The organism is Fictibacillus solisalsi (genome assembly GCF_900103485.1).
Classification (GTDB): domain Bacteria; phylum Bacillota; class Bacilli; order Bacillales; family Fictibacillaceae; genus Fictibacillus_C; species Fictibacillus_C solisalsi.
In genome coordinates this window covers 2,276,061-2,289,345 of sequence record NZ_FNHW01000001.1, presented here as the reverse complement: position 1 = coordinate 2,289,345, position 13,285 = coordinate 2,276,061, and the positions used below count along the sequence as shown (strand labels likewise).

The 13,285-nt window shown below is 44.2% G+C and carries 13 protein-coding genes and 1 other annotated feature (1 of these 14 running past the window's edge); of the genes, 9 read left to right on the top strand and 4 right to left on the bottom strand.

The features are described from left to right. Nucleotides 1-148: a binding site (T-box leader), on the top strand (it extends 86 nt beyond the left edge of the window). Between the two features lie 82 nt (nt 149-230). From leuS to BLT53_RS11700, 3 genes are all read left to right on the top strand, one after another. After that, nucleotides 231-2,648 (top strand): leucine--tRNA ligase, encoded by a 2,418-nt coding sequence (leuS, locus tag BLT53_RS11710; protein ID WP_090235065.1) that lies wholly within the window; start codon nt 231-233, stop codon nt 2,646-2,648. Between the two features lie 20 nt (nt 2,649-2,668). After that, nucleotides 2,669-2,977 (top strand): rhodanese-like domain-containing protein, encoded by a 309-nt coding sequence (locus BLT53_RS11705; protein ID WP_090235064.1) that lies wholly within the window; start codon nt 2,669-2,671, stop codon nt 2,975-2,977. 128 nt (nt 2,978-3,105) lie between these two features. Continuing rightward, nucleotides 3,106-3,297, top strand: coding sequence for a sporulation protein Cse60 (locus BLT53_RS11700; RefSeq protein WP_090235063.1), 192 nt, complete (start codon nt 3,106-3,108; stop codon nt 3,295-3,297). A 50-nt stretch (nt 3,298-3,347) separates the two neighbouring features. On the opposite strand, the gene BLT53_RS11695 is transcribed toward BLT53_RS11700, so the two are convergent. Then, nucleotides 3,348-4,604, bottom strand: coding sequence for a BaiN/RdsA family NAD(P)/FAD-dependent oxidoreductase (locus tag BLT53_RS11695; protein WP_090235061.1), 1,257 nt, complete (start codon nt 4,602-4,604; stop codon nt 3,348-3,350). Between the two features lie 203 nt (nt 4,605-4,807). Here BLT53_RS11695 and BLT53_RS11690 point away from each other — a divergent pair, with 203 nt between their 5' ends. Continuing rightward, nucleotides 4,808-6,436, top strand: a complete 1,629-nt coding sequence (locus tag BLT53_RS11690; RefSeq protein ID WP_090235060.1) for a putative polysaccharide biosynthesis protein — start codon at nt 4,808-4,810, stop codon at nt 6,434-6,436. 70 nt (nt 6,437-6,506) lie between these two features. Here BLT53_RS11690 and BLT53_RS11685 read toward each other — a convergent pair whose 3' ends face one another. Continuing rightward, complete coding sequence (locus tag BLT53_RS11685; protein WP_090235058.1) at nt 6,507-6,941, bottom strand: DUF6884 domain-containing protein; 435 nt, start codon at nt 6,939-6,941, stop codon at nt 6,507-6,509. Between the two features lie 108 nt (nt 6,942-7,049). On the opposite strand from BLT53_RS11685, the gene BLT53_RS11680 reads away from it, so the two are divergent. Beyond that, nucleotides 7,050-7,778, top strand: coding sequence for a pseudouridine synthase (locus tag BLT53_RS11680; protein WP_090235056.1), 729 nt, complete (start codon nt 7,050-7,052; stop codon nt 7,776-7,778). A gap of 35 nt (nt 7,779-7,813) precedes the next feature. Next, nucleotides 7,814-8,461 (top strand): PRC-barrel domain-containing protein, encoded by a 648-nt coding sequence (locus tag BLT53_RS11675; protein WP_090235055.1) that lies wholly within the window; start codon nt 7,814-7,816, stop codon nt 8,459-8,461. Between the two features lie 71 nt (nt 8,462-8,532). Here BLT53_RS11675 and BLT53_RS11670 read toward each other — a convergent pair whose 3' ends face one another. After that, on the bottom strand, nt 8,533-8,751 hold the full coding sequence (locus BLT53_RS11670; protein ID WP_074440559.1) for a DeoR family transcriptional regulator: 219 nt from the start codon (nt 8,749-8,751) through the stop codon (nt 8,533-8,535). Nucleotides 8,752-9,215: 464 nt separating this feature from the next. Here BLT53_RS11670 and pepV point away from each other — a divergent pair, with 464 nt between their 5' ends. Next, nucleotides 9,216-10,616, top strand: coding sequence for a dipeptidase PepV (gene pepV / locus BLT53_RS11665; RefSeq protein ID WP_090235053.1), 1,401 nt, complete (start codon nt 9,216-9,218; stop codon nt 10,614-10,616). A gap of 62 nt (nt 10,617-10,678) precedes the next feature. Here the strand turns inward: pepV and cysK are convergent, their stop codons facing one another. Beyond that, the gene (gene cysK / locus BLT53_RS11660) at nt 10,679-11,611 is read right to left on the bottom strand and encodes a cysteine synthase A (RefSeq protein WP_090235052.1); all 933 of its coding nucleotides are present in this window, start codon (nt 11,609-11,611) and stop codon (nt 10,679-10,681) included. Nucleotides 11,612-11,755: 144 nt separating this feature from the next. Between cysK and thpR the strand changes: the two genes are divergently transcribed. Next, the gene (thpR, locus tag BLT53_RS11655; protein WP_090235051.1) at nt 11,756-12,334 is read left to right on the top strand and encodes an RNA 2',3'-cyclic phosphodiesterase; all 579 of its coding nucleotides are present in this window, start codon (nt 11,756-11,758) and stop codon (nt 12,332-12,334) included. Then, complete coding sequence (locus tag BLT53_RS11650) at nt 12,331-13,257, top strand: diacylglycerol/lipid kinase family protein (RefSeq protein WP_090235049.1); 927 nt, start codon at nt 12,331-12,333, stop codon at nt 13,255-13,257. The genes thpR and BLT53_RS11650 overlap by 4 nt, the downstream gene beginning before the upstream one ends. The last annotated feature ends 28 nt before the right edge of the window (nt 13,258-13,285 follow it).

Here is a 13,285-nt window from a genome sequence, read left to right as displayed (position 1 = left end):
CTCGCCTTGTAGTTGCGGAAGTGAACATTTGTAGCTTCTGTCGTAAAGCCCGCGTTAAGGGTCCAATGAGAGAGCGTGGCACGTTTACACGCTAATGTGGGTGGTACCGCGGCAGGTTAATAAATATGCACAACCTTTCGTCCCTGAATGAGTTTTAGGGGCGGAAGGTTTTTTATTTTGTCTTTATTACTTTAAAGGGTGAATGATAGTGACAGGGAGGAAAAGACAGTATGCATTACGATCACCGAAAGATCGAGCCGAAATGGCAGCAATATTGGGAAAACAATAAAACATTTAAGACCGAAGAGGATTATTCAAAAAAGAAATTTTATGCTCTGGATATGTTTCCTTATCCGTCCGGAGCAGGACTTCACGTTGGTCATCCGGAAGGCTATACAGCCACTGACATCCTTTCACGCATGAAACGCATGCAGGATTACAATGTGCTGCATCCCATGGGATGGGACGCATTCGGCTTGCCGGCAGAGCAGTATGCTCTTGATACGGGAAATGATCCGGCTGAGTTCACCGAAAAGAACATAAATACCTTCCGCAGGCAGATTAAGGAGCTTGGCTTCTCCTATGATTGGGATCGTGAAGTCAACACGACTGATCCGGAATATTACAAATGGACCCAATGGATTTTTATCCAGCTGTATAAAAAAGGATTGGCGTACGTTGATGAAGTTCCTGTGAACTGGTGTGAAGCACTTGGAACCGTTCTTGCGAACGAAGAAGTCATCGATGGAAGAAGTGAACGCGGTGGCCATCCGGTCGTAAGAAAACCGATGAGGCAGTGGATGCTGAAAATTACTGCTTATGCCGACCGCCTTCTTGAAGATTTGGAAGAGTTGGATTGGCCGGAAAGTTTGAAAGAAATGCAGCGCAACTGGATCGGACGTTCGGAAGGTGCTGAAGTTCACTTTAGTATTGACGGATATGACAAGCAAGTAACCGTGTTTACAACGCGTCCGGATACCTTGTTCGGAGCGACTTATCTTGTGCTTGCTCCAGAGCATTCATATGTCAACGAGATTACTACAGAAACCCAAAAGCAGGCAGTCGAGCAATACAAAAATGAGGTGGCTACAAAGTCTGACCTTGAACGCACCGAACTTTCTAAGGAAAAAACAGGCGTCTTTACAGGTGCCTATGCAGTCAATCCGGTCAATGGCAAGCAGGTGCCAATCTGGATCGCCGACTATGTGCTGGCAACGTATGGAACGGGTGCCATTATGGCGGTACCGGGACATGACGAGCGGGACCATGAATTTGCGATGAAATTTGAATTGCCAATCATTGAAGTTGTAGAAGGCGGAGATGTGAGCAAAGAAGCGTACGCAGGTGATGGAAAGCATGTGAATTCCGACTTCCTGGACGGTCTTGGTAAAGAGGAAGCCATCAATAAAATCAACAGTTGGCTAGAAGAAAATAAAAAGGGCGAAAAGAAAATCACGTACCGTTTGCGTGACTGGCTGTTCTCCCGCCAGCGCTACTGGGGTGAGCCAATTCCGATCATCCTTTGGGAAGACGGAACAATGACTCATGTTCCTGAAGAAGAACTTCCTTTGCAATTGCCTGTGGTTGAAGAAATCAAACCATCAGGTACAGGAGAATCCCCGCTCGCCAACGTATCAGAATGGGTAAATGTAGTAGATCCCGAAACCGGTAAAAAAGGACGCCGCGAAACCAATACGATGCCGCAATGGGCAGGAAGCTGCTGGTACTATTTGCGGTACATCGATCCGAAAAACAGCGAAAGAATTGCAGATCCTAAGAAAATTCAGCACTGGCTGCCGGTAGACATTTATATCGGCGGTGCAGAACATGCGGTTCTTCACTTGCTCTATGCACGTTTTTGGCATAAGGTGCTTTATGATCTTGGCATTGTTTCGACAAAAGAACCGTTTCAGCGGTTGTTCAACCAGGGAATGATTCTTGGTGAGAACAATGAAAAAATGAGCAAATCCAAAGGCAATGTGGTTAATCCGGATGAAATCGTAAGTTCGCACGGTGCAGATACACTTCGTATGTATGAAATGTTCATGGGACCGCTCGATGCCTCCATCGCATGGAGCACTACGGGACTTGACGGATCACGCCGATTCCTTGACCGTGTGTGGCGCTTGTTTGTCACAGATAACGGAGAGCTTAACCCTGCAATAGCAGATGAGCAGGGTACAGATACTTTTGAGCGGGTATATCATCAGACCGTAAAAAAGATTACGGAGGATTTTGAGGGACTTCGGTTTAACACCGGTATTTCTCAATTGATGGTATTCGTAAATGAAGCCAACAAGCAAAAGGTTCTTCCGAAGTACGCCATGGAAGGCTTTGTGAAGCTTCTTTCCCCGATTGCTCCACACATTACGGAGGAGCTTTGGGAAAAGCTTGGCCACAGCGGAACCATTGCCTATGAAGCTTGGCCGGTATGGGATGAAGCCAAATTGGTGGATAAAGAGGTCGAGATTGTTGTACAGATTAACGGTAAAGTAAAAGCTAAGCTCAGTGTACCAGCTGATATTACACGGGAAGATATGGAGCAGGCAGCAATGGACAGTGACGCAGTTCAAAGCAGTATTGAAGGGAAAACAGTCCGCAAAGTCATTGCAGTTCCAGGCAAGCTCGTGAATATCGTTGCCAATTAATCCGCAAAGAGGTGAAATAATTGACAGAGCATATTGAAACAATTACTCCTGCAGAGGTAAAAGCCAAGTTGAAAAAGGGTGAGGCCATCTCTCTTATTGATGTTCGAGAGGATGAGGAAATCGCTGCGGGAAAGATTCCTGAAGCGAAGCATATTAAGATGATGGAGATCCCTGATCGGTTGGATGAGATTAAGAAAGACGAAGAGCATATCATCATCTGCCGTTCCGGGAAGCGGAGTGAGAACGTATCTTACTTCCTCCATGATCACGGATATAAAGTAAAAAACATGGTCGGCGGTATGCTGGCATATGAAAGAGATTCCGAATAAATCAAGACCCGGCTGTGAAAATGCGCAGCCGGTTTTTTTTATGAGTTGCTTTAAACTGCAAAACTAGAGGGATTTTTACAAAGGATTCGACGAAACCGGGAGGGAATTAGTTAGGCAGGAGGTGGGGTATGTTAAAGATCAAATTATTTGATGAAGAACATGAGGAAGACCTGGAAGAAACGGTTAATGCTTTTCTGGAGAATATTTCTGAGTCCAAAATCAAAGATGTTAAGTACCAGGTTTCTATCAGTGACAGTCTAAGAGCAGAAGAGGAACCGACCATATACTCCTATTCCATTATGGTAATTTACAGTGAGTAGCCAAAAGGCTGAGAGGCAAGTGTTTTCACTTCCTCTCAGCCTTACTGATTTTATAACACGGCGGCGCTCGTTCCGGCCAGGTGCCCGGTAACAAAAGCAACAGTAATGTTGAATCCTCCGGTATACCCGTGAAGGTCGAGTACTTCTCCACAGAAATACAAGCCCTTTTTCTTTTTGGAAGCCATACTTTTTGGCTCAATTTCCTTAATGGATACGCCTCCGCCTGTGACAAAGGCTTTTTCAATGGAGAGTGTTCCGTTTACTTCCAAAGGGAACCGTTTAAGGAGTGAAGTAAACTTGCGAAGACCCTGCTTGTTCAGATGCTCACCCGTTATCTCAAGCGGTATTTCTGCTTTTTCCAGCAAAAACAAAAGATATCGCTCGGGAAGAAACCCTTTTAAGACATTTTTTATGGCTTTTTTCGGATCCGTTTTCAATAGGTTGTTTACTTGTTGAAAGAGTTCCTCCTCGTTTTGATCAGGAAAGGCATCAACACTCAACAAAATGGTTTTTGTATTAAACTTTTTAAGAGCTTTTACTACATATTGGCTGGACCTGAGAACAGCAGGTCCTGAAATGCCGAAATGGGTGAAAATCATATCACCTTTATGCGACTTGATCAGCTTGCCCTTTGGATTCCAGACAGATAGCTCTGCCTGGCGCAGTGAAAGACCCTGCAGGGTTTTTGATTTAATAACGGGTTCAGAAGACGTAATGGGAACCTCTGTGGGATAAAGTTCTGTGATGGTGTGACCAGCTTTTTTTGCCCAGGCATAGCCATCCCCGGTTGATCCTGTATGCGGTACCGATTTTCCTCCGACGGCAATGATTACTGACCTGGCAGGAATGATGGTGCCGTTTTTCAAAACGATTTCCTTTACTGCCTGGTCTGTATAATTGATGGTTACGACAGGAGAGTTGGTCCAGATTTTCACACCGAGGGATTCAATTCTCTGTAACAATGCCGCAACCACATCGCCGGCTTTATTGCTGACAGGGAACATTCTGCCATTGTCTTCTTCTTTTAACGCAATACCCAATCCTTCAAAAAAAGAAATAATATCCTCGTTATTAAAGATGGAAAACGCACTGTATAAAAAACGCCCGTTTCCGGGAATGTGTTTGATGATTTCATCAATGGGCAGCCTGTTGGTGACGTTGCACCGTCCTCCGCCTGAAATGGCCAGCTTCCTGCCAAGCTTGTCCCCTTTATCGATAAGCAGCACTTTTCTGCCCTTTGATGCTGCTGCGACTGAGGCCATAAGCCCTGAAGGTCCTCCGCCGATGACAACCACATCATATTTCATTTTTGCACCTGCTTCCTTTTCTGACTGGCTTTACAACCAGGTCTTCAAAACACGATCATTTGATACAATCAAAAAGATACCACAAATTTTATCAAATTAAAAATTCTGTTTCATTTGATTGCTTGTGTTACAATACTAATGTTGTTTTAAGAAGACACATAAAAATTGCTTGGTTGCAGCATTTAATAGTAGGAGATGGATTCATGTCTCGGTTATTGCGAGGAACGTTAATTTTAACAGCAGCAACATTCTTTTCAAAGTTTATCGGAATGTTATACATTATCCCTTTCAATGCGCTTGTCGGTACGAAGGGGCTTGCGCTATATGGATATGCCTATAATCCCTATACGGTGCTGCTAAGCATCGCCACGATGGGAGTTCCGCTGGCGGTTTCAAAATTTGTATCGAAGTACAATACGCTCGGAGACTATGAAACGGGAAGAAGATTATTAAAATCGGGACTTTGGATTATGACGGCCACCGGCTGTATCGCTTTTCTTATTCTGTACTTAATGGCTCCAGGCCTGGCTTCAAATATACTGGGAAAACATGATGGTGTCGGAAATTCGGTCGAGGATATCACGTTTGTCATCCGAATGGTAAGCACCGCCCTGATTTTTGTTCCTTCCATGAGTTTGATCAGGGGATATTTTCAAGGATTTCAATCCATGGGACCTACGGCGGTATCACAGGTTATTGAACAGCTTGTCCGTATTTTGTTCATTTTGATTGCCAGCTATATTGTTATTAAAGTGATGCATGGCGATTTAACAACCGCTGTCGGTCTGGCTACGTTTGCGGCAACAGTCGGTGCAGTCGGCGGTTTGCTTGTTCTGCTCTGGTACTGGAACCGCAGACGTCCGTATCTGAAAAAACTGTATGCAGAATCCAAGGTCGAGTCCACAGTGTCGCTTCCTGCGATTTATAAGGAAATTGTCTCGTATGCCGTTCCATTTGTAGCGGTTGGACTAGCCATTCCGCTTTATAAAAATATTGATCAGTTTACAGTGGTCAGTACATTGCAAAATGCGGGGTACAGCTTGAAAAAAGCAGAAGCCGTGTTTGCGATGGTAACCCAGACATCCCACCAGCTGGTTATGATTCCGGTGTCGCTTGCCACCGCCTTTGCGCTGACCCTCATCCCAGTGATCACGAAGTCTTATACAGAAGATGACAGAGAGACCTTGAACAAACAGATCACCCAGTCCTTCCAAATCACCTTGTTCCTGACGGTACCGGCAGCCATCGGGCTTTCGGTACTAGCTTATCCGGCGTATGGAACGCTCTTTACTCTTGGGGACATTAAGCTCGGGGGACAAATTCTCGAGTGGTATTCCTTGTCTGGCATTTGGTTTGCCATGTTCACTGTAACTGCAGCCATTATGCAGGGGCTTAACCGCCAAAAATTTGCGCTTTTCAGCATGCTTGTAGGAATATTGTTTAAGTTGTCATTGAACATCCCTCTTGTTCTTTTGTGGCAGGGGATAGGCTCAATTATTGCGACTAATATCGGCTATACGGTTTCGATTTTAATCAACCTGTATGTTATTAAGAAATACGGTGAATTTTCTTATAAGTGGGTCATTCGCCGTTCCATCTTGATCCTTACTTTTGGTTTGGCAATGGCCATTGTCGTTTACCTCGTAAAAGCGCCGATCGAACACTCTTTTGATGGCGTGTATACAAAAGCTAGAGGCGTAGTGGTGCTCACTGCCGGCATTATTTCTGGAGGACTTGTTTATTTCTTCCTCTCTTACCGTTCGGGTCTGATTGGCCTTGTGCTGGGCCAGAGGTTTAAATTCCTGAAACGAAAAAATCAAAAAGCCACATAGAAAGAAGGTCCTTTGAAAGGACCTTCTTTCTGCAATGATAGCTTGGCAAATCGCCTCTAAAATACCGTATTCATTTTGGATCTTCGTTTTGTTCATCATACCACTTTAACTGGTTGCCAATGCTGTATCCTTGCAGGGGTACCTCAAATTGGTATCCTGCACGGGTGAGTGCAGGCTGAAGATGTTCGCGATATACCCAGCCGCCATGGAGGAAAACCGTGGTTTCTTCCGGTTTTTCATGCGTGAGCAGTTCATCGATGACCTTTCTTGCCCATTCCTGTTTTTCCTTGGATGAAAAATTTTTAATGGAAACATTATAGGGCTCTATCCGCTTATCCTGTGTGAGAAACCCTTCTTTTGCACTGTAAAAATAAAACGCATCGTAATGTTCCTTGGCATAATGAACCGATTTTACAAACAGTGGGCTTATGTATAATTCGATCGCAGTTGCGGGATGGTGCAGTTTTTTTCTGGCAGTTGCCAGCAGGCCAATTTTCCGCTTCATCACATAATCTCCTCCTATAGTACTAAAATACCCGCATTTTATAATTATAAAGCAAAAATTTCAAATTATATAGGAAAATATACTTATAAACAGAAAAGAGGTAGCGCCATGCTGCGTATTGATAAATTATTAGCAAATATGGGCTTTGGAAGCCGGAAGGAAGTAAAACAATTATTGAAATCAGGTGCTGTTAAAGTGGATGAAGCGGTTGTAAAAGACAGCAAAACAAAAGTGGATCCGAACGTGCAAAAGGTTACCGTTCATGGTGAAGAAGTGGTTTATCAGGAAACCATCTATTTGATGATGAACAAACCGCCGGGAGTCATTTCTGCAACGGAGGATCATGTTCAGCAGACAGTAATTGATCTTCTGGAAGAGAAAGACCGGATTCTTTCTCCATTTCCGGTGGGGCGGCTGGATAAAGATACAGAAGGGCTGCTCATACTTACGAATGACGGACAATTGTCCCACTCGCTTTTATCCCCTAAAAAGCATGTGCCTAAAACCTATTTTGCAAAAATAGACGGCTGTGTTACAGAAGAAGATGTGGACGCGTTTAAACAAGGTGTAACGCTTGAGGATGGGTACCACACGAAGCCTGGAGATCTTGTCATTCTTCAATCAGGAGAACATTCCGAAATTCGGCTTACGATTACCGAAGGCAAATTTCATCAGGTGAAACGAATGTTTGAGGCGGTCGGAAAAAAAGTAACCTACCTGAAGCGGATCCGGATGGGCGGTCTTGATCTTGATAAAGAATTAAAATTGGGGGAATACCGGGAGCTGACGGAGGATGAATTGAACAAGCTGCAGGATGAAAAGGTTTTTTCTGGCTGATATTGGGGTAAACCCTCCAAAAGGAGGAATGTTTCATGCTGATAAAAGGAACAGATTTACTCGATAAAAAAGTACGTCATGCCCAAGCGAATGAAGATAATATTGAATTAAATGGCATTCTTCTAAATAAATATGACTTTACGCTATGCTACCTTACTTTTGAAGAGGCCGTACCAGCAGATCCGGGAAATGATAAGTCATTTGATGCTGTAGACAGGAGTGTCCTGAACATGCAGGCAGCGACAAGCGGCATCGGCTCACAGAGCACGCCCTTAAGCGGAACAGGCTATCCTGTTTCCACAAAAACAAGGATTAAAGAAACGTATTATATTCCTTGGCATGAGATTGTTTCATTGGATGAGGATATTGTCTATCAAGGGAACGAACGTCAATTGGATGAACCTGAAGAATGTTTGGAATCCACCATTTTTAAGGGATGGACCGTGGAAACCATTGAAGGAGATAAAATTGGAAAAATTCATGATCTGATTCTTGATACCATTGCCAAGAAAGCGGTAGCTCTTGAAATTACCGAAGGCTTTTGGTCAAAGCTGATGGGGGAAGGCAACAAGTATTTGCCTATTGCAGGAGAACCTCACTGGGCAGAGGAGAAATGGATTGTAGAACCCGAACTCAAAGATCATTTAGTGAATACAAAGGATGAAATTCAGCCGCTGTTTTAAATCGGGAAACAAAAACCCCTGTCCAATCGGAACAGGGGTTAACTTATGGAAGCAAGAAGAAATTTTCTTGCTTAAGATACTTTTACTTTCTTAGAAGTTGCCTGCCACAATCCGCGGCTAGGGCTTGTAACCAGGTTGTTATACGCCAAAACATTTAAGTCTCTTTGGATCGTACGCTGCGTAGTCCCAAATTCTTCAACCAATTCTCGTGTTGTAACAGTCCCTTTCTTTTTGATAAAAAGATACATGGATTTTACACGGTTCAACATACGGTTAGTTGAAGGACTCAAAAAACCACTCCCTATACAGTATTGTTGTTCATAATAAATTATAGTGGCCGTTCTTTAATTTATTATGATGAATTGTTTAAGTTTTCTTTAAATACGAGAATGAACATAAAAAGCGAAGACTCCACTTTCTGGTTCTTCGCTGCTTGGCCATGATCTTAAGTATCATGTTTCTCTATATCTCGGATGATTGGCGGCTTTGCAGCATAGAAATGTCACTGTTTATAGTTACAAAAACAGGCATTCATTTGTACGAATATAACAACCACACCTCCTATTTACGCGATATTATACTTCATTATAGTGAAAAAAGCAAACAAGTTGGCTCTTTTCCGAACGTTTTTTAAAATTTTTCACCTTTTTGACCCAATCGGCTAAAATAAAAGAAGGTTTTGTCCATCATCAGGATGTACCATCCGGAAATGGTAAATCATACATATAGATCTATAAGAAAGGTGAATCATAACATGAACGATGTAAATTGGAAAAAGGAAGTCGAGACAAGAAAAGATGCATTTCTGAACGACACACAGGGACTGCTGCAAATCAGAAGTATTTTGGATGAAGACAATGCAACCAAGAATGCGCCCTTTGGTCCTGAAATCGCTGCCGCTCTGGAATATATGCTGGGGCTTGGCGAAAACGCGGGGATGACTGTCAAAAATGTGGATGGGTATGCCGGCCATATTGAAATGGGGACCGGGAAGGAACTGATTGGCGTTCTCGGGCATTTGGATGTCGTTCCAGAAGGAGACGGTTGGACAGTGGATCCATTTGGTGGTGAAATTAAGGACGGCAAAATTTTTGCCAGAGGAGCCATTGATGACAAAGGTCCAACGATGGCCGCGTGGTATGGAATGAAAATTATTAAAGAATTAAATCTTCCTTTATCGAAGCGCGTACGGCTGATTCTTGGAACAGACGAAGAAAGCCAATGGAGATGTGTAGACCATTATTTTAAGCAGGAAGAAATGCCATCGGCCGGCTTTGCGCCGGATGCGGATTTTCCAATTATTCATGCAGAAAAGGGCATGATGAATGTGACGATGAAACAAGAAATGGTCAAAGAGGGGGAGCAGTCGGAGGCTGTTTTACAATCCTTTCAGTCTGGTTTACGATTAAATATGGTTCCTGACCGGGCCGAAGCTCATGTGATAACAGCAAATAAATGGCAGGACCGTTTTCAGGATTTTTTGAATGAGAACCACTTAACGGGTGGAATAGAGGAAGAAGGGGACGTGCAGCGCTTTTATCTGACAGGAAAGTCCGCCCATGGCAGCACCCCTGAATTTGGTGTGAATGCCGGGGGCATGCTGGCGAGTTTTCTATCTCAGCTTACTTTGGATCACCAAGGTTCATCATTCCTTCAATTTATAGAAGAACACCTGATGGACAACTCGGGAGAAAAATTAGGCATCATGGCAGAAGATAAAGTGAGCGGGACGCTGACCGTTAATGCTGGAGTGTTTAACTATCACAGGGAAGATGGAGGTTCTATCGGACTCAATATCCGTTACCCGGTCACACACTCTGGTGATGCGGTCTTGGAGATCCTAGGAAAATTGGCGAAAAGAGAAGGGTTTACGATTAAGGTTACCAAGCACACCACCCCCCATTTTGTGGATGAGCAGCATACCGTCGTTCAAACGCTGAAAAAAGTATATGAAGAGCAAACGGGGCATTCCGGAAAACCGATTGCCATAGGGGGAGGAACGTATGCCAGATCGCTTGTGGCAGGAGTAGCGTTTGGAGCCCTGTTCCCGGGAAGGGAAGACGTGGCCCACCAGAAGGATGAATATATGTTTCTGGAGGATTTGTTCAGTGCTGCTGCTATCTATGCGGAGGCGATTTATGAACTGGCTAAATAAAGCAAAGAAAAAGGTGGCCATCATCTGTTTGATGCGGATGATGGCCACCTTTGCTGTGAATATTAAAATTGAAACAAATCAGAGGACAGATAGCGTTCTCCTGAATCACATGTCATGCAAACGACAATATCGTCCTTGGAAAGTTTTTTAGCCACCTCGATGACTCCGTGAACGGCAGCTCCGGATGAAGGGCCGACCAAAATGCCTTCCTCGGCAGCCAGCCTTCTCACGGCTGTATAGGCCGGCTCGTCTTCAACCCTGATAATTTCATCGTACACCTTCTGATTAAGAATCGAAGGAATAAAACCAGGGCTGGTTCCCACAAGTTTATGTTTACCCGGCTTGCCGCCGGATAATACAGGCGATCCTGCAGGCTCAACCACATGGACGGTCATTTCAGGAAAAGCTTCTTTTAATGTTTCACCAGTGCCTGTAATCGTACCGCCTGTGCCTGCTGGAGCAACAAACGCGCTCAGTGGCTTATCAAGTTCGTTCATAGCTTCAATAATTTCAACTGCGGTTGTGGTGCGGTGAGCATCCGGGTTCGCTTCATTTTCAAACTGCATCGGCATGAAGCTTTTATCCGGATTGGCCGCCAGTAATTCTTTCGCTTTGTTAATCGCTCCTGGCATCTTTTCATCACCAGGGGTAAGAACAACTTTTGCTCCATAGGCTTTCAAAAGATTGATTCGTTCAGCTGTCATGGTATCGGGCATCACAATGATCGCCTTATATCCTCTGGCAGCGGCGTTCATGGCCAAACCGATTCCTGTGTTGCCGGAGGTTGGCTCGATAATCGTATCACCCGGTTTTAACTGGCCGGATTGTTCAGCTTGAACCAGCATATTATACGCAGCCCTGTCCTTCAGGCTTCGGCTTGGATTATAGAATTCGAGTTTTACATAAACGGCTGCTCCTTCAGGATCGGGCAGACGGTTTAAACGGACAAGTGGAGTATCACCGATCAAGTCCGCGATGTTTTGAACAACTTTCATTGATTTGCACATCCCTGTCTTTTACTGATTATGTGTAAAAGTATATCAAATGGAGCTTTTAAATGAAAATCTTCCGGCTTTTTTGGGTTTTTGCGCTCTTTTTGGTAAAATTAAATTAATTCCTGATAATGGAGATGGTCCCTTTTGAACAGACATGTTTTTGCGGCAGTTCCTCTGCCTGTACATATAAAAAATGCCATCCATGAAGGAACCCTTTTGCTAAAAGGCAGGGTTCCTTTTAAACAGTGGGTTCATCCTGAAGATCTTCATCTGACGCTGTCTTTTCTTGGACAGGCAGATCAAACGAAATTGGATTCACTGCGAGAAATCTTGCATCAGGAGCTTCTGGAGTGTCCTGCTTTTTTGTTGACTCTTTCCACATCCGGTTTCTTTGGAAAAAAACAGCAGCCCCGTATTTTCTGGCTGGGAATAGAGAAACAGCCGGCCTTGATCGAACTGCAAAAAAAGGTGCATGCCTCATGCGAACAAGCAGGGTTCACCCTCGAATCAAGAGCCTATTCTCCACATATTACTCTGGCCAAACGGTGGAAGGATGCGGAGACCACTATAAATGAGGGGTTTGTAGAGCAAGAGCTTGCTTCGCTGGCCGGACGGTCTTTTAATGTGAAAGATATCGTTCTTTACGAAACTCATTTGGACAAAATCCCAAAATATCAGGTGATAGAAAAAATTCCTCTAAAAGGGGCCCGTAATGATTCATGAAAAAAGGTTACTTTTTTATTATTAATTCAAAAAGCAAGAAAGCCAGAAAAATCTGGAATGCGGTAAAGGAGGTCCTTGCAGCAGAAGGAGTTCCTTACCGCTCTTTTTTTACGGAAGACAAAGGGCACGCCCAAAAGCTTGCTGAAACGGTCCAAAGCATCCACGGCGAGCAGGCGGAGGCCATTATAATAGTGGGTGGAGACGGAACCATTCATGAGGTAATTAACGGGCTTCATAAAAAGGATATACCGGTTGGGTTTTTGCCCTGCGGTTCTGGTAATGATGTTATGCGCGGGCTTGGTAAACGAAAACGTTTGGACCGGTTAATTAAATCCATTTTAAACACCAGAACCAGTGTACGGAGAATTGATGTTGGTTGTTTGCGGAGTGCAGGTAAAGGAAGATTCCACAGAAGATTTGTCAGTGTGGCGGGAATTGGATTTGACGGGGAAGTAACCAAACTCACGAACGCCTCCTGGTATAAAGATTGGCTGCAGCGGTTCGGACTCGGAAGTCTTTCCTATACAATCAGTACGCTGCGGCTGCTTTTTTCCTACCAACCTGGCGATGTGATGGTGAAGGTTGATGGCAGAACCTATGAGTTTACATCAGTCTGGCTGATTGCAGCCGGCAATTTGCCCTATTATGGGGGCGGAATGAAAATATGTCCATCAGCTTTGCCTTATGACGGAAAACTGGAAATCTGTATTGTACATAATTTGAGTCCTGTGCAAGTGCTGTTTCTTTTTCTTACTGTTTTTTTTGGTCGCCACTCAAATAAAAAAGGAGTCACAATGCTTACCGGCACCGATCTCAGCATTGTCAGCCAAACTCCCCTGACTGTACAGGCCGATGGGGAAGTCATTGGTTCTACGCCTGTGGATTGCAGTGTGCTGCCCTCCATGCTGACCATAAAAATGTAGTTCTCGCATAAAGTTTCAAAAAGCCAAT

Coding starts and splice junctions, on each gene's coding strand:
- cysK (WP_090235052.1), bottom strand. CDS start 11,611: ATGAAAGTTGTTCAAAACATCGCGGACTTGATCGGTGATACTCCACTT.
- BLT53_RS11685 (WP_090235058.1), bottom strand. CDS start 6,941: ATGAAGCGGAAAATTGGCCTGCTGGCAACTGCCAGAAAAAAACTGCAC.
- BLT53_RS11700 (WP_090235063.1), top strand. CDS start 3,106: ATGTTAAAGATCAAATTATTTGATGAAGAACATGAGGAAGACCTGGAA.
- pepV (WP_090235053.1), top strand. CDS start 9,216: ATGAACGATGTAAATTGGAAAAAGGAAGTCGAGACAAGAAAAGATGCA.
- BLT53_RS11690 (WP_090235060.1), top strand. CDS start 4,808: ATGTCTCGGTTATTGCGAGGAACGTTAATTTTAACAGCAGCAACATTC.
- leuS (WP_090235065.1), top strand. CDS start 231: ATGCATTACGATCACCGAAAGATCGAGCCGAAATGGCAGCAATATTGG.
- BLT53_RS11650 (WP_090235049.1), top strand. CDS start 12,331: ATGAAAAAAGGTTACTTTTTTATTATTAATTCAAAAAGCAAGAAAGCC.
- BLT53_RS11695 (WP_090235061.1), bottom strand. CDS start 4,604: ATGAAATATGATGTGGTTGTCATCGGCGGAGGACCTTCAGGGCTTATG.
- BLT53_RS11675 (WP_090235055.1), top strand. CDS start 7,814: ATGCTGATAAAAGGAACAGATTTACTCGATAAAAAAGTACGTCATGCC.
- BLT53_RS11680 (WP_090235056.1), top strand. CDS start 7,050: ATGCTGCGTATTGATAAATTATTAGCAAATATGGGCTTTGGAAGCCGG.